At 41.5% G+C, this 26,248-nt stretch carries 25 protein-coding genes; 8 read left to right on the top strand and 17 right to left on the bottom strand.

Translation table 11 applies throughout. From position 1 onward, the window contains the following. Positions 1-99: 99 nt before the first annotated feature. The 6 genes from H6G14_RS03535 to pedR form a co-directional block, all read right to left on the bottom strand. Positions 100-645: a DUF948 domain-containing protein gene (locus tag H6G14_RS03535; RefSeq protein ID WP_190565764.1), complete on the bottom strand. Its 546-nt coding sequence runs from the start codon at positions 643-645 to the stop codon at positions 100-102. An 84-nt stretch (positions 646-729) separates the two neighbouring features. Then, positions 730-1,080 carry a YtxH domain-containing protein gene (locus tag H6G14_RS03530; protein WP_010996703.1) on the bottom strand — a complete coding sequence of 117 codons (351 nt, stop codon included), beginning with the start codon at positions 1,078-1,080 and terminating at the stop codon, positions 730-732. Between the two features lie 140 nt (positions 1,081-1,220). Further along, positions 1,221-1,541 carry a hypothetical protein gene (locus tag H6G14_RS03525; RefSeq protein WP_190565916.1) on the bottom strand — a complete coding sequence of 107 codons (321 nt, stop codon included), beginning with the start codon at positions 1,539-1,541 and terminating at the stop codon, positions 1,221-1,223. 69 nt (positions 1,542-1,610) lie between these two features. Next, positions 1,611-2,612 carry a glycosyltransferase gene (locus H6G14_RS03520; protein ID WP_190565763.1) on the bottom strand — a complete coding sequence of 334 codons (1,002 nt, stop codon included), beginning with the start codon at positions 2,610-2,612 and terminating at the stop codon, positions 1,611-1,613. 187 nt (positions 2,613-2,799) lie between these two features. Continuing rightward, positions 2,800-3,459: a DUF6391 domain-containing protein gene (locus H6G14_RS03515; protein ID WP_190565762.1), complete on the bottom strand. Its 660-nt coding sequence runs from the start codon at positions 3,457-3,459 to the stop codon at positions 2,800-2,802. A 462-nt stretch (positions 3,460-3,921) separates the two neighbouring features. Beyond that, complete coding sequence (gene pedR / locus H6G14_RS03510) at positions 3,922-4,185, bottom strand: photosynthetic electron transport-dependent transcriptional regulator PedR (RefSeq protein WP_010996707.1); 264 nt, start codon at positions 4,183-4,185, stop codon at positions 3,922-3,924. 259 nt (positions 4,186-4,444) lie between these two features. On the opposite strand from pedR, the gene H6G14_RS03505 reads away from it, so the two are divergent. Then, complete coding sequence (locus H6G14_RS03505; protein ID WP_190565761.1) at positions 4,445-5,686, top strand: hypothetical protein; 1,242 nt, start codon at positions 4,445-4,447, stop codon at positions 5,684-5,686. Positions 5,687-5,979: 293 nt separating this feature from the next. On the opposite strand, the gene H6G14_RS03500 is transcribed toward H6G14_RS03505, so the two are convergent. Together H6G14_RS03500 and sipA are read right to left on the bottom strand one after the other, a co-directional pair. Continuing rightward, complete coding sequence (locus H6G14_RS03500) at positions 5,980-6,537, bottom strand: peroxiredoxin (protein ID WP_190565915.1); 558 nt, start codon at positions 6,535-6,537, stop codon at positions 5,980-5,982. Between the two features lie 80 nt (positions 6,538-6,617). After that, the gene (sipA, locus tag H6G14_RS03495) at positions 6,618-6,860 is read right to left on the bottom strand and encodes a regulatory protein SipA (protein WP_190565760.1); all 243 of its coding nucleotides are present in this window, start codon (positions 6,858-6,860) and stop codon (positions 6,618-6,620) included. 429 nt (positions 6,861-7,289) lie between these two features. On the opposite strand from sipA, the gene H6G14_RS03490 reads away from it, so the two are divergent. The 3 genes from H6G14_RS03490 to H6G14_RS03480 all read left to right on the top strand — a co-directional run bounded on the left by H6G14_RS03490 (position 7,290) and on the right by H6G14_RS03480 (position 9,707). After that, on the top strand, positions 7,290-7,751 hold the full coding sequence (locus H6G14_RS03490) for a hypothetical protein (RefSeq protein ID WP_190565759.1): 462 nt from the start codon (positions 7,290-7,292) through the stop codon (positions 7,749-7,751). A 98-nt stretch (positions 7,752-7,849) separates the two neighbouring features. After that, on the top strand, positions 7,850-8,761 hold the full coding sequence (locus H6G14_RS03485; protein WP_190565758.1) for a hypothetical protein: 912 nt from the start codon (positions 7,850-7,852) through the stop codon (positions 8,759-8,761). Beyond that, positions 8,748-9,707, top strand: coding sequence for a hypothetical protein (locus tag H6G14_RS03480; protein WP_190565757.1), 960 nt, complete (start codon positions 8,748-8,750; stop codon positions 9,705-9,707). Before H6G14_RS03485 ends, H6G14_RS03480 begins: the two co-directional genes overlap by 14 nt. Here the strand turns inward: H6G14_RS03480 and H6G14_RS03475 are convergent. Both H6G14_RS03475 and H6G14_RS03470 read right to left on the bottom strand, forming a co-directional pair. Beyond that, complete coding sequence (locus H6G14_RS03475; protein ID WP_190565756.1) at positions 9,696-10,913, bottom strand: acetate kinase; 1,218 nt, start codon at positions 10,911-10,913, stop codon at positions 9,696-9,698. The two genes, H6G14_RS03480 and H6G14_RS03475, sit on opposite strands and share 12 nt — an antisense overlap. 311 nt (positions 10,914-11,224) lie before the next feature. Then, positions 11,225-11,416 (bottom strand): hypothetical protein, encoded by a 192-nt coding sequence (locus H6G14_RS03470; protein ID WP_190565755.1) that lies wholly within the window; start codon positions 11,414-11,416, stop codon positions 11,225-11,227. Positions 11,417-11,673: 257 nt separating this feature from the next. Between H6G14_RS03470 and H6G14_RS03465 the strand changes: the two genes are divergently transcribed. Next, complete coding sequence (locus H6G14_RS03465; protein ID WP_242053337.1) at positions 11,674-12,018, top strand: hypothetical protein; 345 nt, start codon at positions 11,674-11,676, stop codon at positions 12,016-12,018. 326 nt (positions 12,019-12,344) lie between these two features. On the opposite strand, the gene H6G14_RS03460 is transcribed toward H6G14_RS03465, so the two are convergent. The 5 genes from H6G14_RS03460 to H6G14_RS03440 all read right to left on the bottom strand — a co-directional run bounded on the left by H6G14_RS03460 (position 12,345) and on the right by H6G14_RS03440 (position 20,345). After that, on the bottom strand, positions 12,345-13,343 hold the full coding sequence (locus tag H6G14_RS03460) for a transaldolase (RefSeq protein ID WP_190565753.1): 999 nt from the start codon (positions 13,341-13,343) through the stop codon (positions 12,345-12,347). Positions 13,344-13,639: 296 nt separating this feature from the next. Then, positions 13,640-15,070: a pyruvate kinase gene (gene pyk, locus H6G14_RS03455; RefSeq protein ID WP_190565752.1), complete on the bottom strand. Its 1,431-nt coding sequence runs from the start codon at positions 15,068-15,070 to the stop codon at positions 13,640-13,642. Between the two features lie 96 nt (positions 15,071-15,166). Continuing rightward, positions 15,167-16,198: a type I glyceraldehyde-3-phosphate dehydrogenase gene (gene gap, locus H6G14_RS03450; protein ID WP_190565751.1), complete on the bottom strand. Its 1,032-nt coding sequence runs from the start codon at positions 16,196-16,198 to the stop codon at positions 15,167-15,169. A gap of 206 nt (positions 16,199-16,404) precedes the next feature. Then, the gene (locus H6G14_RS03445; protein WP_190565750.1) at positions 16,405-18,786 is read right to left on the bottom strand and encodes a phosphoketolase family protein; all 2,382 of its coding nucleotides are present in this window, start codon (positions 18,784-18,786) and stop codon (positions 16,405-16,407) included. A gap of 821 nt (positions 18,787-19,607) precedes the next feature. After that, positions 19,608-20,345 carry a 2-phosphosulfolactate phosphatase family protein gene (locus tag H6G14_RS03440; RefSeq protein ID WP_190565749.1) on the bottom strand — a complete coding sequence of 246 codons (738 nt, stop codon included), beginning with the start codon at positions 20,343-20,345 and terminating at the stop codon, positions 19,608-19,610. A 275-nt stretch (positions 20,346-20,620) separates the two neighbouring features. Between H6G14_RS03440 and H6G14_RS03435 the strand changes: the two genes are divergently transcribed. Continuing rightward, positions 20,621-21,040 carry a BlaI/MecI/CopY family transcriptional regulator gene (locus H6G14_RS03435; protein ID WP_010996725.1) on the top strand — a complete coding sequence of 140 codons (420 nt, stop codon included), beginning with the start codon at positions 20,621-20,623 and terminating at the stop codon, positions 21,038-21,040. Then, positions 21,040-21,885 carry a M56 family metallopeptidase gene (locus H6G14_RS03430; RefSeq protein ID WP_190565914.1) on the top strand — a complete coding sequence of 282 codons (846 nt, stop codon included), beginning with the start codon at positions 21,040-21,042 and terminating at the stop codon, positions 21,883-21,885. The genes H6G14_RS03435 and H6G14_RS03430 overlap by 1 nt, the downstream gene beginning before the upstream one ends. A 224-nt stretch (positions 21,886-22,109) precedes the next feature. On the opposite strand, the gene H6G14_RS03425 is transcribed toward H6G14_RS03430, so the two are convergent. After that, the gene (locus tag H6G14_RS03425; protein ID WP_190565748.1) at positions 22,110-22,559 is read right to left on the bottom strand and encodes a BON domain-containing protein; all 450 of its coding nucleotides are present in this window, start codon (positions 22,557-22,559) and stop codon (positions 22,110-22,112) included. Between the two features lie 845 nt (positions 22,560-23,404). Between H6G14_RS03425 and H6G14_RS03420 the strand changes: the two genes are divergently transcribed. Then, positions 23,405-24,907: a HAMP domain-containing histidine kinase gene (locus tag H6G14_RS03420; protein WP_190565747.1), complete on the top strand. Its 1,503-nt coding sequence runs from the start codon at positions 23,405-23,407 to the stop codon at positions 24,905-24,907. Between the two features lie 60 nt (positions 24,908-24,967). Here H6G14_RS03420 and H6G14_RS03415 read toward each other — a convergent pair whose 3' ends face one another. Continuing rightward, positions 24,968-25,537 carry a retropepsin-like aspartic protease family protein gene (locus H6G14_RS03415; RefSeq protein ID WP_190565746.1) on the bottom strand — a complete coding sequence of 190 codons (570 nt, stop codon included), beginning with the start codon at positions 25,535-25,537 and terminating at the stop codon, positions 24,968-24,970. Between the last annotated feature and the right edge of the window lie 711 nt (positions 25,538-26,248).

Here is a 26,248-nt window from a genome sequence, read left to right as displayed (position 1 = left end):
TGAGACTGGGTGTAAGGGTGTAAGGGTCTCAAAAATTTATACCCCTATACCCCTATACCCTTCTCCAAACCCTTGATATTTCGTTTTCATGCGTAAGTCCTAGAAATATTCCTCCTCATCAATGCCGTTGTTCCAGTTAGAAGCTTCACTGTAACCATCATGACTCCGGTATATTTCTGCTTTGGGGAGGCGATTTTCTGATTTCAGTGCTTCTCGTTCTCGGACAGCAAAAGAGGACGGTTCTGTAATAGATAAACGCTCAATTGCTCTTCTTGTAGGTTTTTGTCTCGTAAAGGTTTTCCAGGCGGTTTTGACACCAACAAATATGCTGCGTGTACCTACTTGCAGATTTTGAGCTTGTTTTCTCGCGCCATCTAGACTTTGGTCAACTTGTCTTGCAACCTGACTGGCACTTTTGACACCTTCGCTAACATCTTCGGTTAAATCTGTAATTTCCAAGCCTGTTGTGCGGATGGCTTCTAGTGTAGGTGGTAATTCCCTGGAGAGGGTATCAAATAACTTTTCAGCACTGCGGGCTGCCCGTGCTAATTCCTGCAAAGCGGGTATGGCCGCTACCAAAACAGCAGTCAAGCTGGTAGCGACTAAGACAATTGACAGTCCCAACCAAAACAGGGGTTCAACCACGGCAATAAAAATTCAAATAATCTACGACTAGGCTTGTACCTACACAGGAAAACAAGGTTTACTGTATGTATTTCTGTTTCATAATTACGGGGTTTCTAATTCTTGGGCAAGAGAATCAGCGTCTGGAGTAGCTTGTTGGCGCTTCAAGACTTGGCTTTCGCGCTGACTAGCATCCATACCAGCTGCGATCGCATCCCGTAATCTATCTAAAGTTTCATCCCAATTTCGCAAAGCGTTGGTAGACAGTCGATCTGCTTGAATTTGTACACTTGTTGATAAATCTTCTGCTAATTCGGGGATAGCATCAGCAGACTTTTTCAAAAGTTTACGAGTTTCGCGTCCTGTGCGTGGAGCAGCAAGTAGCCCTGCTAAAGCACCAATGGTAGCTCCCAGCATCATACCGCCAATAAATGTTCCAGAACGGTTATTAGACATCTTATATTGTTTCTCTCCTTACACTTATTTTAGGTGGTTTTCGCCTCTTGAAAAACACCGGCGATTTTATCTGATTAATTTAGCGTGACAATATATCAACCAAAAATGTTGCTTTTATGCGTGATTTGATCCTACAGGCTTCATTTTGGTGATATGGAGACTGGTTTGCGAACATAACGCCCCCAAGTGCGTTGACCAAGCAATAATAAACTGACAATTTGCCTTACTTGCTGAATTTGGATCTGTAAACTTTGGTTACTCAACCGCATATTTTGAAGATTTTGCTGGCCGAGATAAATATTTTCCGGTGCTTTATATAGTAAATCATGACTACAGCGCTCATAATCGATGAGGCGATCGGCAACAAATGCTATCAGTCTTCTCAACTGCCAAACCCGCCAAGCTACATAAAGTAGCACTACGGAAATCATCGTATTAATAACTACAACTACTATTACCATCTTTTTGTAGGCTTTCTGAAACACAGGTGAAGAGGATGTAGCCATCACTTAGTATTTTACTAAAATTCCCTACAAACCCTGAAAATATTTCTTTTGGAATTTACCATAAATTCTATTGATAAAAAGTTTGACTAATCTTCTTTTTGTTAAGCTAGGTATGTTACTTGCATGATATTTTTTGTGGTCAAAAAATTCGTTCAGTTCCCCTAGAATTACTTGCAACCGCTTCAGAATAGTTTCCATCCGATACTCAACAAAGAAATCTTCTGATAAACTTGCTGACATGGAAGAATTTATGACCTTGAAAATACGCTGGACATCATATTCTTGGGAATAACCAGATATTTTATGACAATTAAAACCAGGATCTAAATAATCTGCCAATCCACCATTAACACTAGAAAAAACCTGACACCCACAAGCCAATGCCTCCATTGGTTGTAACCCAAAACCTTCACTAACATTCTGTTGCGCCCAGTATTCCGCAGAATCATAAAGATAAACTTTAGCGCGATTAAATAGCCCAGGTAAATCCTCAACATAAGAATTAACTACCTCGACTTGACATTTTTCTTTTAACGCTGGAATGAGTTGTTTTATCAAATATTGAGAAGATTTTCTTGCCTGAACTAAAACATCTATATCTCTTTCTATATATAAATTTTTAAATTCAGGACTAATCTCATTAGGTAGATAATAAATGAGAGAATTAGGGGATTTTTGCCCCCAATATCCTAGAGTGTTACGACTCACCGTAATGATGGGAATACTTGCAGGTAGGCTGAACTTATAACCTGCACTATGAGCATGATAAACCACATTGTGTTGCTTGAGTTTCGCCGCTAATTTGGCTATATCAAAACCCCAGCTAATTACAAAGATTACGTCATCTAAATTTTTTTCTTTTAACAGTTCATCAAGAAATAATTTTCCGACTTCTCTTTGGCGGTAAGTTACAACCTCGGCATGGCAAATTTGCTGCGCCAATTTAAATGTTTTTAACTCTGCCCAAAGACCACCACAAGCAAATTTGCCGTCAGTTCCTGGGACTAAAAAATAAAGTTTTCGCATTAGGAAATGGGTACTAGGGATGAGGATAGTAACTAATTACCAAAGAAAAAAGGATACAAGCCCCTAAATTTATTTATGGAGAAGAAAAAAAGTGAAACAGCATTAATTCAAGCCCCCAGATTTATCCGTGAGGTATTTAATTTTGAATTTTGAATTTTGAATTTTGAATTGGAGCGCAGCGACTTGACTAATGACTCTCTCGCCATATCACCTTAATAAAATGCCCTTGGCGACCCCAAACATCACGGGAAATAGTAATATTGTCTACTGCCAAGTTAAAAGGAATCGCAGTGGTAATGTATCGCTGTGCTATTAAGCCTAAATCGGGTGCAAGTTCAGATGCGGTGCTAGCTGCCAATCCTAAGCCTATCAATTGTTCCACAGGGCGGAACGGTAACATGAGATTTACACCCACTGCTAGTCCAGCAGTAAGCAGCATAGCCACTGATAAGTTCGTACCGCACCGGGGATGTACGGCTAAATCCCATTCACCATTTGTTAGGCGGTGGAGAGCAAGGGTGACAGCACGCCGCAAATTGCTAATATTCACCTCTCCGTAGAGGTAAAAGCCTTGGTCTGTAGACAAACCACCTAGTAGCTCGTTATCAACTTGAACTGGGCTTGGTCTACTTATGGGCGTTTGAGTGTTTCTAGTTTCACTCAACACCCAAACGGTGGCGTGTTCGAGGGCGTGAACCTGACGCAACATCAAGATTTCTTTCAACCCTGGGATAAAAGACAGATTTTTTAGTAGGTCAGCGTCCTGTTGAGGTTGAGGTGTTGTCAAGTTGAAATTTAGAAAATCAAAGGGAGACGAGCTACCTTGAACATAAGCAGAGGTATCCATAAGAACACTGCTCCCAAGTTAATGGAGCAATATAAACTTCTTACAAATGTAACGCTTGAAGCTAGGGATTGTTGCTAATTTTTGTTGATGATTTTTTCAAGGTCTATTGACATAAGTTTAAGTCGCCGCCCATCGAGTCTAACGCGATGCTCTATAAAACGCTAAGTGTAGCGTCCCGTAGGAAATCTGTTCAATGCTGACGCTCATCCCAAAGTGGAGGTATGAAGGAATAATGGTTTTAAACACTTACCCATTATCCTTCATACCTTTATCACCACTCTGTTGAGCAATAACTGCTTGATGCTGACGTTTATCAGACTTGCGCTAGAGGTTCACAAATGAAAGATGCGTGAGGAGAAAACAATCAGTAAACCATCAAAATTATCTGTATTACCAGACAACATTCGTCGCTGTGCTAGATGCACTCAATCAATGGCGTTTGCCACACGCCATTAACTTTTGTCAGTCGTTCTGGTTTGGTAGAGAACAACAGTTAACGTCATTCAAGCAGACCTTACCCCACTGTAAAGCCCATCGGACTAGCGCTACTCGGTTTTCCGTTCGCGTCTTGTCGAGGATGTTGCTAATGTGATTATCAACTGTGCGTTTGCTAATTTCCAGTTTTGCTGCAATCTCTTGGTTAGTTAAGCCAGCGGCCACTAAGTCGATAATTTGCAGTTCTCTGTCTGACAGAGTAACAGGGGTCTGAGACTCGCCACCAGCCATGAGTTCTTGTTTCCTCCGTTGGTATATGTACTTATCACCTTTCTTAATTCTAGAAGATTCTTTTGGCTGTAGGGATTTCAAGTGTTAGCTGTAATACAATTGACAATATTTTTTTTCTTTTTTAAAGGAATGATAATTTAATTAAATTTTCTGTATATGTATCAAATAATGTATTCAAAAAGTTAAATATACTTGAGAAATTCTGATTTTATTGTGTATTTTTTTGAGTATTTACATCCACACTGTGTATATTAAATATATGAAATTTATCAACCTCAGAAATGCCTGTATCTTGATGATAATCGGCTTGAGTTTTTTACCGGCTGCTGATGCAGGAATTCCTGTGAATCAAGCATCTCAACTATCTCAGGAAGTAGCAAGATTACGAAAACAGGGAACAAAGGGGTTGCAAATATTTCTTAAATCCCATAGCAATCAACTTCATAACCCCCAAGTCAGAAAAGCTTTAGATGCACTCTGCCAGCAACGAGATTGTTATGCTTCTCGTCTTTACTGGTACACTGACATAGAACAAGCTAAAGCAGCAGCTCAGGCTAGTGGTAAGCCGATTTTATCTTTGCGGTTGTTAGGTAAGCTTGATCAGGATTTGAGTTGTGCTAATAGTCGGTTCTTCCGTGTTGCACTATATCCCAATGCAGAAATTTCTCATCTGTTGCAAGACCGTTTTATTTTACACTGGCAATCAGTGCGTCCTGTACCAAAGGTTACAATCGACTTTGGTGATGGTCGGAAGCTAGAACGGACGATTACAGGTAATAGCATTCATTATGTGTTGGATGAGTCTGGTCGTCCTATTGATGCTATACCTGGACTTTACAGCCCTAAAGCCTTTTTACAAAAACTACAACAAGCTGAATTAGTAGCGCAAGAGTATCACCAGCTTCCTGTTGCCAATCGTGATGCTTTTTTAAAAAAATATCACAGCGATCGCCTGCAAGCAATCCAAACCCAATGGACAGCAGATTTATCTCAACTGGGAATTAATTCTTTTCCCCGGTTGACAGAATCACCAAATAACACAAATCAGCCACCAACCGCAGAGTTAGCAGGTTCTTTGGCAGTTTCTAAGATGGCTGTAGAGCGTCCCTTACTTAGGACTATTCAGCCTACTAACAGTCGGGAGACGTTGGCAAAAATCACAGATGAGGAATCTTGGAACAAAATAGCTCAACTTTACATAGCTGATACTAAGCTAGATCAAAACAGCGTTGCTTTGATACGAGCTAAAACTAAAGCAGCTAATGTACAGCAATTGGTAAAAAACTTTGAGTCAGTAATGGCTTTAGATACAGTCAGAAATGAATATATGCTACACAGCCAAATTCATCAATGGTTTGTGGAAGGTAATCAGACTAATGACGTGGCAATACTCAATGAGAAAGTATATGCTCAACTATTTCTAACTCCTAATTCTGACCCTTGGTTGGGACTTGCCCCTGATGGTATATACAGCGCTATTGATAATGATGGAATCCGTTGATGATTCGGTGTTTTTAAGATAATAAGCCCAGTTTTTGCCGTTATCTTTCAGCTATTGTGCTTTTAAGTTGCACAATCTATACGTGAGGGCTGTTAACTGTTAACTGTTAACTGTTAACTGTCAACGGTCAACAGCCCTGATTAGTAGTTATGCAATTTAGGCACCCATTAATTTAGCTAGGCAGATTAGCTTTTATCTTCCTTTTGGAGTGATACCGATACGGTTGTAAACATTAGTGTTGAAAGTCCCCTGAGAAAGGGGAGGTTTTAAACCCAAATTTCCGGTAATAAAGTTCAAGAAGCTGCGGACTGCAATTTTTCAAGTCGAGCCAGAACTTCTGTGCTATGAACAGACGGGTTAACTTTGACAAAAGTCTCTCGGAGAATACCTTGTGGATCAATGATAAAGCTATGACGCATAGATACAAAACCGATCCAAGAACCGTAAGCCTTACTCACTTCGCCATCAGTATCAGCCAACAAAGGAAATTTTAGACCCTCGGAATCACAAAATTCAGCATGGGAGTCTATATCATCAGCACTCACACCAATAATCTGGACATTTTTATCCAGATAGGTTGGTAAATCTTGCTGAAAACGACGAGCTTCAATCGTGCAACCAGATGTAAAGTCCTTGGGGTAAAAATACAAAACTACCCACTTACCGCGCAAATCAGCAAGAGAAAGCTTACCATCACCTGTATTGGTTGGTAACGTAAAATCGGGTGCAGGTTGGTTGATAGCGGGGAGTTTGCCCCCAAGTGCATAAGCAGTGGGGGCAAAATTTAACCAGCTGATAATAGCAAAGCAGCTGACAAGCAAAATGTGTAGAAAATTGCGTCGGGAAATCATGATGTAAACAAGAATGATATCTTTACACAAGTTTACAATTCTTGGGGTCATAGATATTCCAGTTCATAATCCTTGTACCCTTACACACCATCATTTTCTGGAAGCTTATCCACACTTTCAATATATTGGCTATCGATGAGAAATGCACCTTTACGAAAGCGGACACCCCAATATCCGCCAGGACGACGGTCAAGTACAATGCCTTCTTCGCCAAGTTGAATCACATCAGGGGGGCGTAGCATAGGCATGGGGTCTGCGGTTTTGATATAGGGCGGCAATGCCACAACACGGACTTTACTACCAACGATAAATTCTTCAGACATATGATTCGTAAGAAACGAGAGTCCCAGTAAGCTATTTTGCTTTGAAGTTGCACTATCCATCGTGAGGGCTGTTGACTGTTGAGAGTTGAGAGTTGACAGTGAACAGTGAACAGTTACCAGTTAACAGCCATGATTAGTAGTTATGCAACTTAGACGCGTATTAGCTTATCTCCAAGATACCGGGATTCTGAAGCTTTCAAGATTCTGTTTTGTGGGCAATTAATTAACATGACTTCAACTTAAAAATTTTCGCTGCACCTGAGCAGCTAGTGCTTTATTATACTTAAATTTTTTCTAAGTATTATCGAATATGTGCTGAACTCATTTGTTAAATTTACTTAACTTTATTCACCTAAACTTAGTAAAATTTCCAACATCACTTAGAATTAAACCTGATCTGCACTTAAAATCTTCGTCTTTTATAACATTATGGAAATTACGGTCACGGAAGAATCAGTAAAGAAAAGTAAAATTCTGAAATCAGAAAGAGATGATTTCCAGTCAATAATTACGGATCTTGACTCTAATAACTTAGATGCTAACAGAATTATTGATGCTATTAAGTCGGCGATCGCTGAAGTTGTAGAACTGGAAATCACTACTTGGGTAGCAGAACCATCAACACAATCAGAGGAAGAACTACATAACATCACTGAAGTTGCTAAACCAGGAAACCGGATTTACACAAAAATTAATTTGATCAGTGGAGATATAGAAAACGAGGTGGGTAGTCAGTTCTTGGCTAGTGGCCCTTACGCCGAACTACTAAATTTCCATTTAGTTCAAGTGAAAGATAGTCGAGAAATCATGCAGAAGAATATAGAAAGCGTCCAGAAAATATATAAAATTCTGATGGAAATGTATAACTCACGCAAAACGGTACAACTATGAAGATTGTTGTAGGTTTGAGAGTTAATAATTAGACTCTATTTCTACCTATAGGTATCACTTAATAGCAAAATTTGACAGCATAATAAAGGGTGATTGCTATGCAAAATAAAACTCAAGGTGTGGACGCTCTTGAGAATCCAAATGCGCTTGGTAGTAGATTTAATAATGGTAAATTAACAAATAGTAATCAAACAAGAGATACTATTGAGATTAAATGTAGAAATTTATTAGATAAATTTGTATCATCTGTACAAATATTAGTTGATGATATTACGGCCTTAGAAGTCAATACTATGGTTGTTTCTAACATCACTGGGACTAAATTTAGTGCCTGGGAAGCTTATCAAGAAATTTATTCCATACACGATAAAGATTATTTTAAAGTAAAAGGAATCCCTGACGATAGCCCATTACGAGAGCGTTATCAACGTCTATTTGCTCAACTTGAAAGAGAGTATTTTTACATAATTATTGAGGATGAAAAACTTCACAATGAAAAAGTAGAACAATATCACAAACGCTTGGCGTTATTAAAAGAAATTAAACAAGGAAATATAGTTGAATCAGACCCTCGATATGTGGAATTAGCCCGTCCTATATTACCTTCTCCTGCTCCTGTTATTGATAATGGAAATACAGATAATAGTAACGAAAACTGGCAAAAAGAATGGCAACAAAATTGCCAAGAAATTCATACGCTTTTGATTAATGATAAATTTGTGCGTACTCTGCGGAAGATTGCTGAATTGAAAGCCGCTCTTGATGGTGGAGATGTGACAAGTACCAAGACTGATACTATTTACGCCCAAACTGTTATGCAGTTAGATGGAGATATTATTACTCGATATCATAAAGACCTATTCAGTTTACCAGAAGAAACAAAAAACTTAATCCTGCAAGTTCACAACGAGGGTGTAATTGCTGGTGAAAAACAATGGCATGGAGTACTAGATTTTATGATTAATTTAGTAAGAAATATGGCAAATTTAGCTGTCAATGGAAGACAATAAGAGCCAAACCAATAATCCTGTTGATGTTATCATTGCTATTCCCTTGCAAATCCCCCAAGGCAATACTTTACAACTTCAGGTCGAGCAAAATGATTATAGTTTTTACCTGAATCAGCAAGTCGTAGAACAAATCCAAGAAGCTAAAAACAAGGGTACTACTCTGGAAATTCCGCTAAAGCTTTTACTGCCTCTGTGGTATTACACTTGCTTTAGCCATAATGTTGTATCAACAAAAAAAGAAAAAGATGCGACTAGTATAACTGTCACCAATTCTTATACTATTTTTTTAATAAATATTCTACAAGCCTTTTGGAGTAAATCTCTACAAAAGAACACATCTTTACAACCTGGTTTTACTTTCACCTCTTATTATCAACAAGAGCAATTACAATCTGTTGATGCTCATAAACAAGAACGTGTTTTGCAAAGCGTTGTTCTATTTCATGGCGATATTCTGCACAAAATTAAATGGGACTTGCTAAATAACAATTTTGATTGCCAGAAGATTGTTACCGCTCACTATTGGCTTATAGAACAAATTTTAGGCGCTTTGAGGAGTAAGTTGAATCTATTAGTTTGGGAAATAGCGGCGATTGTGCCTGCTGGTTTTTTGGCTTATAGTTCACATTCTGTTAATGGGTTAACATCAATAATCACTTGGATAGGTGCGACTATCACAATAGCTTTTAGCCGTCCTGTATTGGTAAAAATTTTACGAAGATTTACTACTATTAAAAGTGAAAATATAGATAATTGGGCGTGGGCTATCGTTTGTAGTGTTTCTGGTATTATTTCTCATGGCGTTGGGGAGTTGAGTAATCTTTACTTATTGTTGTTGCTAATTCTTTCGTGGTTGACACCAGAAATTGTCAAACCTACTTTACGTTATGTCTGGCCACTACTAGGTAAATTCATGATACGTTCACTCTCCCGCTTACCTTTTTAACAAATGCCAACATTGTTGAGCGATCGCCCAATCTTCTTGAGTATGAATTACTAACACCCGTACTGTAGAATCAGCAGTGGCGACATCTATATCTACTGGTTTGTTTTGATTCTTTTCTGGGTCGAGTTTTAACCCCAAAAACCCAAAGGCTTCACAAGCTGCTTGGCGAATACCTGCGGATTTTTCCCCTATACCGGCAGTGAACACCAACACATCCAAACCCCCCAGACTCGCCAACATGGAACCAATCCCAGAACGCAGCCGGTGTACGTACATATCCCACGCCAGTTGGGCGCGGTAGTTACCTTGGGTAATGGCTTCTATCACCTGGGGTAAATCGCTGGATACACCAGAAATACCGCGTAAGCCCGAAGCTTTATTTAAAACATAGTCCAATCTTTCCGCAGAGTAATCTGATTGTCGCATTAAGTGAACAATGATCCCCGGATCGATGGAACCGGAACGACTACCCATCATCAACCCATCTAAAGGTGTGAAACCCATTGTGGTATCAATACTGCGACCATTTTTAATTGCGGCCAAAGAACAACCATTGCCCAAATGACAGGTAATTATCCGCAGAGATGCCAAATCTCTACCAAGGATTTGAGCAGCACGAGCCGAACAGTATTGGTGACTAATGCCATGAAACCCATAGCGGCGGATACCTTGTTCCACCCATTCATATGGGCCGGGATAAATAGCGGCGGCATCGGGTAGAGTAGCATGGAAGCCAGTATCAAAGACCGCTACTTGGGGAACATCGCCCAAGCTTTTTTCGATGGCTTCGATACCTTCCAAAGCAGCAGGATTATGGGCTGGGGCAAGGTTAGATAATTTAGCGATCGCCTGTTTCACTTCTTCAGTAATAATTACGCTATGGCGGTAATTTTGCCCACCATGTACCACCCGATGTCCCACCACATCGATTTCGGATAATTGACCAATCACCTTAGTTGCACCGCGACTGAGAGTATAGAGCATATAGGTGACGTGTGCTTGGCGAGAATCACCATAAATAGACTCATTTAGCGTTTCACCTCCGGCTGTTTTGACCTCAATTTCCGCCACACTTCTATCTTGAGTCCAGTTAACTTTCCCTTCCCAAAGCGGCTGGGGTGCTTCTGTCAGGAGAGCATCATCGGGAATTTCATATAAACAACTCTTTTGGCTACTCGAACCAGCATTCAAAATTAGTACTTTCATTACATTTACGTGATTCAGGTTTGTGAAGTGTGAACTATATCATTTCCTAATTTCAAGTATTTATTAAACTTATTACCGATATTTTAGGAAAAGCAAAGACGTGAACCGTTTCCAAAAGCTATCCTCAATCGTGTTTCTGTTATTAGCTTTCATCTATCCGCCCACATTAGTTGAAGCTAAAGAGAATACTCTCAATAATGCTTTGAATGAGCAAACTATTGGAGCAGAAACAAACTTACTCGAAGGTGAACACAAAGAAACATTAATAGCTCACCGACGATACAGAAGGCGTTATCACGGAAGAAGACGGGTTAGAGGTCATTACCACAGACGGCGCTATCATAATCGGCATTATTATAGGCATTATTATCGTCATGGACGATATCGTAATCGGTACCACCGTAGAGTAAATTATCACGGTCAATACTATCGTCATGGAGGATGGGAACTTGTCCGCGATCGTCATGGACGATTAATGTATGATTGGCATCGATAATATTCATAGCTGACACTGAAATTAACACTGTGTAGATAACCAGAAAACTACGATTCACATAGGTTGGGGACGTTATCAACAATTAGTCCCCACCCATCATCAACGATGGCTTTATTGGTAAGTAATATCTGTGGTGTGAGTTGATTCTCTATTATTTGATGAACTTATAGGTAACAAAAATATCGCTCTGAAGATAGAGACATAGATATTTCCCAAAATTCTATGTTTATCACTGGTATAAATTTTTTACTAAAGCTTAACAAAATGAAAAGTGTTGCCAAACTATCTTCAATCGGCATATTGCTTTGTAGCTTAGTTTATCCCCCCTTTATCGCTGAAGCAAAAGCTAGCACTATCAGCAATAGTATTGATCAACAAAGTATTGAAGCAGATGCAAACCTAATTAGTGGTCAAACTGAAGGTTTTTTACTTGCTCAACGTCGGGGTGTGCGGAGAAGGTATGTTCGTCCAGTAGTCCGGAGAAGATATGTCCGTCCAGTTGTGCGTGGAAGATACGTCCGCCCAGTTGTGCGTGGAAGATACGTCCGTCCAGTTGCGCGTGGAAGATACGTCCGCCCAGTTGTGCGTGGAAGATATATCCGTCGTTAATACTAATTCGTCATTAAGAAAGTCCGATTTAGTCTAGGTTTCTGGGTTTGGATATGTTCAGTCTTTTTGGGTAAGAATATCAGGACTAAGAATTGAGTAGTTAGTGGCTAGTTATTCTGACTTGAAAGAGGGTATAGGGGTGTAAGGGTGTAGGGGGAAGATATCTTTCATCTATGATTGTGAAACTTATTTCATTGGGACTGTTTTGAAGTTGCACAATCTATTGTGAGGGCTGTTGACTGTCAGCAGTCAACAGTTAACAGCCCTGATTAGTAGTTATGCAATTTAGGCGCGCATTAGCTTACTAACCACTAAGCCACCAAGTACTAGTGACTTGCTACTACTTCTAGACGAGCTAGTCTTTCTGCTAGTAGTGTTTCCAACTCTTCTAAGGCTTTGGTAAAGCCTTTGATGCCTTCGTCTAGTTTGTCATAGGCCATGCGGTCAGCAGCGTGCATCTTGTCAAAAGTCGCTTTATCAATGGAAATCTTTTCAATATCCAAAGTAGCTGCTTTCGCTGGGTCGAGTTTGCGGGGTAGTTCACCGATTGTGGCTTGTAGTTCACCCAATAAACCAGGGGAAATTGTCAATAAATCGCTACCTGCAAGCTCAGTAATTTCACCAATATTACGGAAACTAGCTCCCATAACTTCGGTTGTGTAGCCGAACTTCTTATAGTAGTTGTAAATTGTGGTGACTGATAATACACCTGGGTCTTCCGCAGAGGGGTAGCTATCACGTCCGGTTTCTTTCTTGTACCAATCGAGAATCCGACCAACGAAGGGGGAAATTAAGGTGATACCGGCTTCCGCACAGGCGATCGCCTGATGCAACCCAAACAATAATGTCAAGTTACAATGAATACCTTCTTTTTCCAGAGTTTCCGCAGCCTTGATACCTTCCCAAGTAGAGGCAATTTTAATCAAAACGCGTTCTGGGCCAATACCAGCCGCTTTGTATTGAGCGATTAATTCCCGTGCTTTGGTGATAGTAGCTTCAGTATCGTAAGACAAGCGGGCATCTACTTCTGTAGAAACGCGACCAGGGATAATTTGTAAAATTTTTAATCCAAAGGATACCGCCAAACGGTCGAACGCGAGGGAGACAATTTGACCTTTGCTAGCGCCTGTGCCTGCGTCTTTTTTAGCTTGGAGTAAGGTTTGATCAACAATTTCCTGATACTCTGGCATTTTAGCGGCTGCCGTAATCAGAGAGGGATTGGTGGTCGCGTCGCGGGGTGTAAACTTTTCAATTGCTTGAATATCACCGGTGTCAGCAACTACAACAGTCATTTCTCGCAATTGTTCTAGTAGATTTTTAGTCATAAAATACTCCATGATTTTAGTTTGTTAAGACTTACTTGCTGGGTTGCTAGATCCCTGACTTCTTGAAGAAGTCGGGGAGCTGAACACCGTTAGTTATTGCTTTGGACTATTGACTCTGGACTGCTTCAATAAATAATCCATAACACTACGTAAGTCCGTCCATTTTGTGTAGGATTTACCCTATCCCCTCTTCTTCACACCCTCTTTGATTCCTGAAAATTCTGATTCTGGCCATTTTTCTTAACTATTGCCCAATTTAGTTGAGTGAAAATAGCCTCAGACTTATTCTAGGAATATTAGGCGGTGATTGGTTGTCCAATAGAATGCACTTTAATTAAACTAGTTGTGCCTGATTTACCAATTGGCACTCCAGAAGTAATAACTACCTTGTCACCGTCATGCACCAAACCCGTTCTGACGGCAGTGTTTATGAGGTTCATAAACATTTCTTCCGCATTGTGGACTGGTGGAGTTAATAAAGGTTCCACGCCCCAAGAAAGTGCTAACTGATGGTAGGCGGTTTCGTCGGGAGTCAAAGCAAAAATTGGTGTAGTTGGACGATATTTCGACACGAGTTTTGCTGTACTCCCAGATGTGGTGTTGCAAAGAATCGCTTTTGCACCTGTTTCGTAGGCGATACGACAGACAGCTTCAGCTACAGATTCGGTGACACTCAGACCACCTGCTTCATGGGATAAGCAATGTTTACTACCCTCTTGCAAAGACTTTTCTGTAGTCACAGCGATATCGTGCATAGTCTGGACGGCGGCGACAGGATATTGTCCTACAGCAGTTTCTCCAGAGAGCATCACTGCATCTGTACCATCGAGGATGGAGTTAGCAACGTCTGTAGCCTCCGCACGGGTGGGATCGGGAGCGCTAATCATCGACTCTAGCATTTGCGTTGCTGTAATCACGGGCTTACCCGCTTGGTTGCAACGGCGAATGATGTCCTTTTGAATCAGGGGTACTTCGTGGATAGGCATTTCTACACCCAAATCACCACGAGCAATCATAATTGCATCAGCCACGTCGATGATAGAATCAATTTGCTCAACTGCTTCTGGACGTTCAATTTTGGCAATCACTCGGATGGTTTTCCCCGCAGCTTCGATCATCCGTTGGGCTGGTTCGAGGTCGTAAGGCGATCGCACAAAGGACACCGCCACCCAATCCACACCCAACTCAATCCCAAAACGCAAATCCTGCAAATCCTTTTCGGTGATGGAACTAACAGGTAAACGAGTGGCTGGCAGGTTAACACCCTTGCGAGTAGAAAGAAGACCGCCGATTTTGGCAATAGCTCGAATGCGATCGGCATCGCGATCGGTCACAATCAACTTGACACGACCATCATTAATTAAGATTGGTTCCCCTGGTCGTACCATTGCAAACAAAGTCGGCAATGGTAAAGGTAATTCATCTAGACTATTACCCTTTTCTTGCAAAACAAAAGTGACTTCCTGACCAGCCTCTACCGTTAACCCTTCTGGTGGTAGCGTTCCCAAACGAATCTTCGGCCCACACAAGTCTTGCATAATCGCCACAGGCTTTTGTCTGTCAGCACTGATTTGCCGCAAATACTGAGCAGTTTGGGCATGAAAATCATAAGCCCCATGAGAAAAATTCAGCCGCGCTACATTCATCCCAGCTTCTACCAACGCTTCTAAACGTTCTGGTGCAGATGTAGCCGGGCCTACAGTACAGATAATTTTAGTTCGACGCATAGATATTGGGGATAAGAGGGGCAAGAGAAGCAGGGGAGGATTAAATCAGTTAACAGTTAACCGTTAACTGTTAACTGTTAAGCCCCAATACCCTGATTAAACAGCAGCCAGTTGTTCTTTTTGTACCATTGACAACATCAGGTCAACTACACGATTAGAGTAGCCCCACTCGTTGTCATACCAAGCGACTACCTTGAAGAAGTTTGCGTTTAATTCAATTCCCGCACCTGCGTCGAAGATGCTGGAATGAGTATCACCCTGAAAATCTGTGGAAACTACTTCTTCGTCTGTGTAACCCAGAATACCTGCTAGTGAACCTTTAGATGCTTCCTTCATTGCTGCACAAATTTCTTTGTAGCTGGTGGCTTTGGCAGTTTTGAAGGTTAAATCTACAACGGAAACATCTGGTGTAGGAACGCGGAAAGCCATACCAGTTAACTTACCTTTCAACTCTGGTAAAACTAGAGCTACGGCTTTGGCTGCACCTGTGGAAGAGGGAATAATATTTTGGGCTGCACCTCTACCACCGCGCCAGTCTTTTTTGCTGGGGCCGTCTACCGTGGGTTGAGTAGCAGTCATGGCGTGAACTGTGGTCATTAACCCTTCGGTTAAACCAAAGTTGTCATTGATTACCTTAGCGATGGGTGCTAGACAGTTGGTGGTACAGCTAGCATTGGAGACGATTAAATCCTTGCTGGGATCAAATAAATCGTGGTTCACCCCAACTAAGAGCGTCCGCACTCTATCCGGGTCTTTGGTAGGAGCAGAGATGATGACGCGCTTTGCTCCTGCTTGTAGATGCTTAGATGCGCCTTCGGAATCAGTGAAGAGTCCAGTCGATTCTACGACGTAATCAGCACCTAATTTTCCCCAAGGTAACTCTGCTGGGTTTCTGACTGATACACAAGGAATGAAATGTCCATCAATCACAATACCGTCATCTTTGGTTTCAACCTGGCTTCTTAACCTACCGTGGGTAGAGTCATACTTTAATAAGTAAGCTAGGTTATCGGGTGGTACGAGGTCGTTAATCCCCACAAACTCAATGTTGGGGTTGTTAATGCCAGCACGAAGCACAAGTCGCCCGATACGACCGAATCCATTGATGCCAACTTTTAATTTCGTCAAAACTAACCTCCTACATTTTTGTCAAATCAATTTGGGCGTTTACCCTAGCTTCAACACTACAAATAGCCAGGTGAATTTTAGTCTGACTGAGCTGATCGTGACAGCCCCAGACGCTTTAAGCCCAATTACTTGGCATCTTTTAAGGTTTTGGTTGCGAGATACCCGACTTCTTGAAGAAGTCGGGTATCTGAGATAATCGCTAGTACCTAATACGGCCATTGCCAGTCGTTAATTTCTGGCATATCTTCGCCGTGTTTGGAAATGTAGTGTTTGTGTTCGATGAGCTTATCTTGTAGTTGTTGCTTGACGTAGGCTGCTTTGTAGCCCAGTTTTGGTACGCGATCGATTACGTCCATGACTAGATGGAAGCGATCGAGGTCGTTCAGCACAACCATATCAAAGGGAGTCGTGGTTGTTCCTTCTTCCTTGTAACCGCGTACATGGAGGTTGTTGTGGTTGGGTTGGCGATAAGTTAGACGATGGATTAGCCAAGGGTAGCCGTGGAAGGCGAAAATTATAGGTTTGTCGGTGGTGAAAATAGTCTCGAAGTCTTTGGGATTTAGACCGTGGGGATGTTCTGTTTTGGGCTGTAGTGTCATCAAATCGACAACGTTAACTACCCGTACTTTTAAATCGGGGAAGTGTTGGCGCAAAATGTCTACAGCTGCCAAGGTTTCTAAGGTGGGAACGTCTCCAGCACAAGCCATGACCACATCTGGTTCACTACCTTGGTCGTTGCTAGCCCATTCCCAAATACCAATACCTTTGGTGCAGTGTTTAATTGCTGCATCCATGTCTAGGTATTGTAAGGCTGGTTGTTTGCCTGCAACGATGACGTTGACATAGTTACGGCTTCTTAAACAGTGGTCTGTCACTGATAATAAGGTGTTGGCATCGGGGGGAAGATATACCCGAATGATCTCCGATTTTTTGTTGACTACATGATCAATAAATCCGGGATCTTGGTGAGAAAAACCGTTGTGGTCTTGTCGCCAAACGTGGGAGGTGAGTAGGTAATTGAGAGAGGCTACAGGTCTACGCCAAGAAATGTGACGGGTGGTTTTCAACCATTTGGCGTGCTGGTTGAACATGGAGTCAATGATGTGGATAAAGGCTTCGTAACAAGAGAAGAACCCATGACGGCCCGTTAGCAGATATCCTTCTAACCATCCTTGACAGCAGGTTTCGCTGAGGATTTCCATCACCCGACCACTGGGATCAAGGTGATCATCTTCTGGTAGTTTTTGGGCTACCCAAGTTCTATCGGTGACATCTAAGACAGCATTAATGCGATTTGATGCCGTTTCATCAGGGCCAAAGATGCGGAAGTTACGACTATCTAAGTTGAGCTTCATCACATCCCGCAGAAATGTACCTGTGACTTGGGTGGCTTCCGCAGTGACTCTACCTGGTTGGGGAACTTCAATCGCGTAGTCTTGAAAATTGGGCATTACTAGGTCACGCAACAGGATACCGCCGTTAGCGTGGGGATTGTCGCCCATGCGCCGATCGCCTTTTGGTGCCAATTCTCCTAATTCTGGTATCAGTTTACCGTTAGCATCAAAGAGTTCTTCTGGCTTGTAACTCTTAAGCCATTCTTCCAGTAGTTTCAGGTGTTCTGGATTACCTGTGACATTACCAAAGGGTACTTGGTGCGATCGCCAGTAATCTTCTGTTTTCTTCCCGTCTACTTCTTTCGGCCCTGTCCATCCTTTGGGAGTCCTGAGGATAATCATCGGCCACTGGGGACGTTTGCTAAATCCATGTACACGGGCTTCTCTTTGGATACTGTGAATTTCTGCAATCACTGTATCTAAAGTGGCTGCCATTTGTTGATGCACAAGGGCGGGATCAGCACCTTCGACAAAGTAAGGTTTGTATCCATAGCCTACAAATAAGCTTTCTAACTCTTCGTAGCTTAACCGTGCTAGGACTGTGGGGTTAGCAATTTTATACCCATTCAGGTGGAGAATTGGCAGTACTGCACCATCACTAGCCGGATTGAGAAACTTATTGGAATGCCAACTAGTAGCCAATGCACCTGTTTCCGCTTCCCCATCACCAACAACAGCAGCCACAATTAAATCGGGATTATCAAAAGCCGCACCAAAGGCATGAACCAAAGCATAACCAAGTTCACCACCTTCATGAATTGAACCAGGGGTTTCTGGCGCTACGTGGCTGGGAATACCACCAGGGAAGGAGAACTGTTTGAACAGTTTCTGCATCCCGCCAACATCTTGGGAGATGTTGGGGTAATACTCGCTGTATGTCCCTTCTAGATAAGTATTCGCTACCAGTCCAGGCCCGCCATGACCAGGCCCGGCAATGTAAATCATACTCTGGTCGTATTTTTTGATAATCCGATTGAGATGGACATAAATAAAGTTCAGTCCTGGCGTAGTTCCCCAGTGTCCTAAGAGACGAGGTTTAACGTGTTCTTTGTTGAGTGGTTCTCTTAGTAAGGGGTTATCAAGTAAATAAATTTGTCCAACTGACAAATAGTTAGCTGCACGCCAGTAGGCGTTGATTTTATACAGTTCTTCGTCTGTTAAAGGCTTTATCTGTGGAGGACTTGCTAAAGTCATATCAATCTCCAATTACACAATTATTTTGCCGGATTCGTTAGTATGCCAGTTTAGTGATCTACTGTGTGGGAGTCATCTTACTTGTGACGAATTTTTCCAGTAGCTAACAAGGACTTTAGTCCTAATTAACCAATTTCATACATTTGTACCCATCTAAAAATAAGGCTAAAGAAATTCTGTTACTGGCTTCCCTGAAAGGTTAACAGACTTAATATTTTAGTGAGTAGTTTTTAACATTAATTTTAGGTATTGTTAAGAAAGTCACAATGTAATTCAAAAAACAAATAACTACTATTTGTTTTTTGGTATGACTAAATGCAGCTTTTGATACAATTACCGAAAATTGTTAATAAATAATGACTTTGCTAGAATTTACCGAGTAAATTTAAATTAATTAAGTTTAATAAAAAACTCTACCCCCAGAGAGATAGAGTTTTTGTTAGTGGTGAGTATTTGGTAGTCGGTGCCGCAAAAACTAACAACTGCACACAAGGAAAGTATTAAAGCAGATTTAAGCTGTTACGCATTTAAATTGTATATTTCGCACTCAGGTTTTCAAAAGTCCAAAGTCCACAGTCCAAGCTAGCCTTTAACTCTGGACTCTTGACTATGGACATCCCTGACGCAAGAGTATTTGATTTAGGTGCATATCACCTTAAAACAACTGCTATGCACAACGCCATAAAAAATTGTCAGGGATATAAGTATTCAAACTGACACCCCTGACTCAAACCTTAGTTGTTTGGTTGATTCTGTGACAATCCTAAAAAATGCTAAATCTAAAAAAACAAAAAATTTCTTTAGTTACGGATTTTGCATATTTAGTTTTTAGTTTTAAATACACCTGCTTCTTGCTGCATAGGCAAAACAGTTAAAACATCGGTTTGGGAACAATATTTTAGGTCTTCATGACATTCAAGGCGTAACAAACGTTGACCATGACTAGCATGATGGAGTAGCCCTAACAAATTGTCTTGCCATTGTGAGTAAAGAGCGATCGCACTAATGACTTCATCATTACCCGCTAATTTCTCAGGGGGTAGCTGGGATTTTTCCACAACACTATGAGCGATCGCCCCAGCACAAGCTGTATCTTCTAAAGAATAACTACCTTCCCAACCTGAGCCGACAATCCAGACTGTCTCTGGTTGTTTTTCTAGAAGATACTGTACTACTGCTGCTCGGTTAATAAAAGCTGCTGTTAGTACACTGGCAGAGTCTTGCACCCGTTTTAAAGCACGAGTACCATTAGTAGTACTAATGAACAAGCGTCTTCCCTCCACCAGTTCTGGTGTGCAGTCAAGGGGAGAGTTACCCAGTTCAAAACCAGCGACTTTCCCACCACCACGTTCTCCGGCTCGGAGCCGTTTTTGTGGAGGCCATGCTTCACTAACTGCAATAAGTTCATCCAAATCGCTGAAGACTTGCACAGCTTCGCCACCAGCAGAAAGGACGGTGGCAATTGTGCTGGTGGCTCGTAAGACATCGACCGCGATCGCGCAGTCGGGAACCTGGTCTTTGGGGGTTAATTCCGGAGTATGGTATACAAATAGCTTCACGCGGGGGATACACCTGCTCTAAATACTACTGTCGAGATTACATTCTAATGGGTGTCATTACCCATCATGACAGCTGAATTGAGCTTATTTTTTATAGTTAGGCAAGAGTATTTGCTATTGTGCGATCGCTCTCAAACAACGGTAACCTGAAAAAAGGCCAGGGATAGCAGGCAGAAGAAATTCTGATTCAGCATTCTCCATGACCCCTTATCCCCAAAGGGAAATCTCAGCATCTAATCCAATATCCAAACTCTATAATCCAATGCACAACTAATATGGCTCCTTTACCCGACTATCGTCCTAAACAAATGTCTGTAGGCCCTTTGGAAGCAGAAATTTTAAATATTGTCTGGGAAGTAGGTTCAGCTACCGTCAAAGATGTCCACGATCGCATTCTGGCTGATCCTAACCGCGAATTAGCTTACACTTCCGTGACTACAGTGTTACGTCGCCTCACGGACAAAGGTTGGTTAGCTTGTGATAAAAAAGGGCGGGCATTTTATTGGCGGCCATTACTATCAAAACAACAAGCCCAGGTAATTAAAGCCCACGATCAACTACACAGCTTTCTGGCAGTGGGCAACCCTGATGTAGTGGCAGCTTTTGCTGATAGCCTTGATGAAGCGGCCAGCGAACAAATAGAAGCGATCGCCAAACGTATTCAAGCTGCGCGCCAAGCCAGGGAGGAACAATGATGCACTTGCTGATGATTTTGACAGCTTTGGTGGTTTCGTGGATTTTCAGAAGTTCTTGGACTAACCCCCAAGATAATTGGGAAGCACGGTGGCAAAGAACATTGTTTTTCTTTCTGTTTCCACCGTTGTTAATTTTGATGACAGCGATCGCTCTCTTATTTATGGGGCCGCAAGGCAAAATGGGAGGCCTGTACACAGGTTGGTTCAGCTACGCGCTAGCTTTAACCTTTCTGGCAATTTTTTCTGGTTTGTGTATCGCACTAGCTATTCAAGGCTGGCGATCGCTACAATCCGCCCGCCACTGTCCTTTGGTTCATCTTGAAGGTAAACAAGTCAGGCTACTCAACACAGCAGCCCTATTTGCTGGACAAATTGGTTTCTGGCAACCAGAACTAGTAGTGAGTCAAGGATTACTACAAACACTTTCTCCCAACCACGTAGAAAGCGTTCTCGCCCACGAACAAGGACATTTTTATTATCGGGACACCTTTTGGTTTTTCTGGCTGGGTTGGGTGCGTTCTTGCACCGCTTGGCTACCCAATACAGATGCTTTGTGGCAAGAACTTTTAGTTTTGCGCGAACTTCGTGCAGATAGTTACGCCGCATCCCAAGTTGATCCCTTGTTACTAGCAGAATCACTCTTATTAGTGGTTAGTAATGGTTCTGCATTTTCACAATCAGAAATTTGCTGTGCAGCTTTGGGTGATAGTGTAGGCGATCGCTTGGAACAAAGAATAGAAGCCCTATTAGCACCACCAAATCACACCCCAGAAGCCAAATTTCAATCTTGGCACGGTTTTATTTTAGCGCTACTGCCCTTAATAACTGTCATATTTCACACTTGAACAAAAATTTTGAGCGCAGCGTCAGCATTCGACTCAGGCTTTGTGATCTATCTTCATCAATCATCAACAGGACTTGATCATGAGTCCTGTTTTTCAATAAAAAATATCCAAAGGTAGGGTGCGTCAGTGCGAGAAAACTTAGCTGTACCAAGAAATTATTTATACTGACGTACCCTACTAACCGTCAATTTGGAATAGTTTATTTGTTGGTGTTCCCTAATAACCTAAGACCTGTTGCTAGGCTCAACTTTAGCTTCTACTTTTACGGTCTTCACGCCTTTCACTTCTCTGACCAATTTTTCGGCTTTTTCTAGTTCTTGCTGAGAACTTGCTATACCTTTGATGGTAATTTCACCTTGTTGATTTTCTACTACAAGCTTATTACCTGGGATACCTGCCTGTAATTTATTGGTCACTAAAGCTTTTATATCTCCTTCAGTTTTTGTAGCTAAGGTTTTATTGGTTACCGTTTTATCTTTGTTATTGCTATTAACTGCGGGAATCGGGGTTTCTTTGACAGTAGATTTGATAGTTTTACCTGTGGATTTTGTCATTTCAGATGCCTGTTTTGCAGGTACTTGATCAGATCCACTGGTGCTGCTGGGAGCTTCTTTGCAGCCAAAATTACCAACTAATAGAAAGCCGGACACTAATAGGGAAAACACTTTTTTCATTTTTGTCTCCAAATGGAATACTTGAAGCGATCAATTTACCTGTGTGTTGTGTGGAGGAGCAAATGCTAAATAAACATTAAACTTGTCAGTACAAGATGGTTGATGCAGGCAAAAGATAGATAAGGCTAACAACTTAGATCACTCATTGGGACTCAAATCCGCAAACTTTTTCTTAAAAGTTTTCAGTTAGTTTTAGTCAAGACCAGCAGTTAACAATACTTGACATATAAAAGTTTTTAGATGTTATCAGAATTTTTCCGTGTTGGCCGTTGACGGTTGACTGTTAACTGTCAGCCCTCCGGGTTCGGCAGTTCGCAATCGACGGAAACCGCCAAGACTGCGACTGCCTCACAGTCAACAAACCATACAAGTGACTATGTAATTTAAAAGCGTAATCGCTAACAGACTCTTCATTTATCGTAAATTCAAGGGTTTAAGACCCCTCTCTTACAAAGTTCTGTTCGCCGGAAGCCGGCGCTCAGACTTTGCGCTACGTCTACACGTAGTATCAGTTGAGTTGGGGTTTGTCTTGAGAAATCGCTCCACTTGGGCAAAGCCCAAGACCGCGTTTCTCGCTAAATCCCCAATTCCAACTGTCTTTAATTTTGAATTTTGAATTTTGAATTTTGAATTTTGAATTTTGAATTGTTAATTTGTGCCACCAATTCACAAAAACTTCATACTGGAGATGGTAGACGTGAAAAAGCACCACAGGGGAAATTGCGCCTATCTTGTTCGGTTATACGACTGTTACTAAGGCATAAATAACTATACGCTCATAAGTAGTAGAGAAATTTTGAATTTTCCGAGCTGCTAGTCGCTCTTGAAAGAAGGGGTGAAGTTCTGTGTACGAATGGATATTGCCAAGTCTGAGTGAAGTTTTAGCCGACGGTCAGGGAACTGTGGCTGAATGCTCACCAACCAAAGCAGAGCGACAGTGGCGTATGAGTCTAGCCGCGACAGAACATTTACTCATTAACAGTTTAGTTGCTGTTGGATCTGAGGCGCTTCAAGGATTAGTTTTAGCTGCACCAGCACCCCTATTCAGTCAACCCATCCTCACTCAAAACTTACAGACGATTACTTTTACCGCCAGGCCATTTAACCCTTTGGCACTGATGCCATTTCAAATGCCAAGTACGATCGCCTCTACAGAGTCAGAAACTACCCTTTGTGAGCCTGTATTACCTTTACTACCTGCCGATCCTTTGGCATCTGAGCAGTTTTGTTTAATATTTACAGATAAATTTAGATTAGTTTTAGTTCTCGCCACACATAAAAACGGTAAAAAAGCTTTCTCGTTTTCCTTTGAGCCAGAAATAGTCCAGCAGGCTTGGCGATCGCTAGGCGCAAGGGTAATGCTGACTAATCCTGATTTGTTCACGGAGTTGGATAGTTTAGTGCAACAGTATCCAGCGATCGCACCGGATTATCGTACAGTACTCCAGTTTAGCCAATTTTTACTCCAAGAATTACCAGAGGAAGAAACTAGAGATTGGGGATTAGGAAGAACCAGGGGAGGAGAGGAACAAGGTAACAGAATAGAAGAAATTCCCTATCCTCAATGTCCCATACCTAATGTCCAATGTCCCATACCTAATCCGCCATCAATCAAACCCGATGTAGAATTATTGCAAGCTTTTGCTCACGAAGTCCGTACACCGTTAACTACTATTCGTACTATGACTCGCCTGCTGTTAAAGCGGCGTGATTTACCTGCCAATGTGATTAATCGTCTAGAAATTATCGATCATGAGTGTACTGAGCAAATTGATCGCATGGAGTTGCTATTCAAAGCCGCAGAACTAGAAACATCTACTTCCGGGAAATCTGCGAATACTCATTTAACCGCAATGTCTTTGGATCAAGTGTTGCAACAAAGTATCCCTCGTTGGCAACAAGCAGCCGAACGGCGAAACTTGACTTTAGATGTGGTTTTACCCCAACAATTACCAACTGTGGTGAGCAATCCTAATATGCTGGATCGTGTACTCACTGGGTTGATGGAGAATTTTACCCGCAGTTTACCAGCCGGGAGCCATATTCAAGTACAAGTGATTCCGGCGGGAGATCAACTAAAGTTACAATTGTCTCCTCACACTCACTGCAAAGATAGCAATAAAGCCAGCGCACCAGTTACACCACCCATCCGTAAAGCCTTGGGACAATTACTCATGTTCCAACCAGAAACAGGCACAATTAGTTTGAATATCGCTGCTACCAAGCACCTATTTCAAGCGATCGGTGGTAAGTTAATCGTCCGCCAGCGCCCACACTACGGCGAAGTATTAACTATTTTCTTACCCCTAGAAGTCAGTAACAAGCAAAATTTAACTATAAAGAGGTAAGCTTACTCTGCTATTTTTCACAATTAATTGTACAGACGCGATTCATCGCGTCTCTAACAACTACCGAGGATGAAACTCTACCTCTGTTTCTAAAATCTTGATGTCGTAGTTGCCAAAGAAATCATGACCTAGTAGACCGAACTCTGCTTTCGGTGCGATCGCCACTTGGATATTCTTAGCTATGGCTCCACCAGCAGCGATCGATTTAACCTGACTAGTAGAAAATTCCACTTGTGTACCATCAGCAATTTGAGCCTTCATGATCCCAGTAGGCTGGAGTTGGAGAGCGATCGCTAACTTTAGAGGTATTAAGGTATTGTTTGCACCTGTATCGACAATCATTTCAAAAGTTTTCTTATCATTGAAAGTCACATCAATCACAGGAGTTCTACCCAATCGCCGTTTGATCGGAACTCGAAAAACTCTCTGTTCGCTGTTTTGAAATGTCTTTGTACCACCACAAAGCTTTCTCAAGGGAATGGTTCTACCAGAGGTAGTAATCATAAAACATTCCCCTGGATCTTCAGCACTAACAGTGTGGGAAAACATCAAAAACAACAGTGTTGGTATCACTGATATTACACCTAACCTAATATTTTTAGTTTCCCGCCTCCCATCATTTTTTATCATTATTTTGTTCTCAATTATATTTCTGGAATTTCCATAAACAACCTATTTCACTAGATATATAAAGCTATCTAGAAAACAGTTAAATAATTAGTTGCTTGTAGTATTTTTTCTGTAATAAATAGTAATTTCAGGCAATAAAGTTAATCTATATGATTTTTACGGGAAATTAATTGATTGTTTAACTGTTAAAAATATCGGTTTTTTGATAAACACTTTAGTATATATAGGAATCCGACTTGATTATTGAAAATATCTAAGTATCTGTAGGGCGGGCATTGCCCACCACAACCATGATACGGTGGGCTATGCTCACCCTACGTATATTTCAGAAATCAAATACTAGTCCTATATTACATATATTCACTTAGGAATAAATTAAAGATTAAGTGAAGACTCCATAAAACTACGAGTACCTAAAATAGATACTCATACCAATTCTCTATGAAGTTGCACCAAATAAATGATGTAGAGACTTTGCATACAAAGTCTCTACAGTCCAGAATAAAGCGCATCTATGGCTACGCCAGGCAAGCTACATGAAGAAACGGTATCATAGACAATTTATGGACAGTGAAACGCAGATGTTTACCCTGTCCTACTTATATAGGACTTACGCATTGACAAAATGGCAAAAGAGTGGATTGATAAAAAGTATCATCTACTCACTAGGTATCGAACAATCAGAGAAATCAGCAAACCCTCGACAGCACA

The organism is Nostoc parmelioides FACHB-3921 (genome assembly GCF_014696625.1).
GTDB classification, from domain to species: domain Bacteria; phylum Cyanobacteriota; class Cyanobacteriia; order Cyanobacteriales; family Nostocaceae; genus Trichormus; species Trichormus parmelioides.
This window is presented reverse-complemented; position numbering and strand designations above follow the sequence as displayed.

Bases quoted from the DNA above. Each gene is read 5' to 3' on its own strand.
- H6G14_RS03425 (WP_190565748.1), bottom strand. From the start codon at position 22,559: ATGAAAAAAGTGTTTTCCCTATTAGTGTCCGGCTTTCTATTAGTTGGT.
- H6G14_RS03445 (WP_190565750.1), bottom strand. From the start codon at position 18,786: ATGACTTTAGCAAGTCCTCCACAGATAAAGCCTTTAACAGACGAAGAA.
- H6G14_RS03415 (WP_190565746.1), bottom strand. From the start codon at position 25,537: ATGATAAAAAATGATGGGAGGCGGGAAACTAAAAATATTAGGTTAGGT.
- H6G14_RS03520 (WP_190565763.1), bottom strand. From the start codon at position 2,612: ATGCGAAAACTTTATTTTTTAGTCCCAGGAACTGACGGCAAATTTGCT.
- H6G14_RS03465 (WP_242053337.1), top strand. From the start codon at position 11,674: ATGAAAAGTGTTGCCAAACTATCTTCAATCGGCATATTGCTTTGTAGC.
- sipA (WP_190565760.1), bottom strand. From the start codon at position 6,860: ATGTCTGAAGAATTTATCGTTGGTAGTAAAGTCCGTGTTGTGGCATTG.
- H6G14_RS03525 (WP_190565916.1), bottom strand. From the start codon at position 1,541: ATGGTAATAGTAGTTGTAGTTATTAATACGATGATTTCCGTAGTGCTA.
- H6G14_RS03475 (WP_190565756.1), bottom strand. From the start codon at position 10,913: ATGAAAGTACTAATTTTGAATGCTGGTTCGAGTAGCCAAAAGAGTTGT.
- H6G14_RS03435 (WP_010996725.1), top strand. From the start codon at position 20,621: ATGGCTCCTTTACCCGACTATCGTCCTAAACAAATGTCTGTAGGCCCT.
- H6G14_RS03490 (WP_190565759.1), top strand. From the start codon at position 7,290: ATGGAAATTACGGTCACGGAAGAATCAGTAAAGAAAAGTAAAATTCTG.
- H6G14_RS03470 (WP_190565755.1), bottom strand. From the start codon at position 11,416: ATGAATATTATCGATGCCAATCATACATTAATCGTCCATGACGATCGC.
- H6G14_RS03480 (WP_190565757.1), top strand. From the start codon at position 8,748: ATGGAAGACAATAAGAGCCAAACCAATAATCCTGTTGATGTTATCATT.
- H6G14_RS03485 (WP_190565758.1), top strand. From the start codon at position 7,850: ATGCAAAATAAAACTCAAGGTGTGGACGCTCTTGAGAATCCAAATGCG.
- pedR (WP_010996707.1), bottom strand. From the start codon at position 4,185: ATGGCTGGTGGCGAGTCTCAGACCCCTGTTACTCTGTCAGACAGAGAA.
- H6G14_RS03500 (WP_190565915.1), bottom strand. From the start codon at position 6,537: ATGATTTCCCGACGCAATTTTCTACACATTTTGCTTGTCAGCTGCTTT.
- H6G14_RS03460 (WP_190565753.1), bottom strand. From the start codon at position 13,343: ATGACTAAAAATCTACTAGAACAATTGCGAGAAATGACTGTTGTAGTT.
- H6G14_RS03530 (WP_010996703.1), bottom strand. From the start codon at position 1,080: ATGTCTAATAACCGTTCTGGAACATTTATTGGCGGTATGATGCTGGGA.
- H6G14_RS03430 (WP_190565914.1), top strand. From the start codon at position 21,040: ATGCACTTGCTGATGATTTTGACAGCTTTGGTGGTTTCGTGGATTTTC.
- H6G14_RS03515 (WP_190565762.1), bottom strand. From the start codon at position 3,459: ATGGATACCTCTGCTTATGTTCAAGGTAGCTCGTCTCCCTTTGATTTT.
- pyk (WP_190565752.1), bottom strand. From the start codon at position 15,070: ATGCGTCGAACTAAAATTATCTGTACTGTAGGCCCGGCTACATCTGCA.
- H6G14_RS03505 (WP_190565761.1), top strand. From the start codon at position 4,445: ATGAAATTTATCAACCTCAGAAATGCCTGTATCTTGATGATAATCGGC.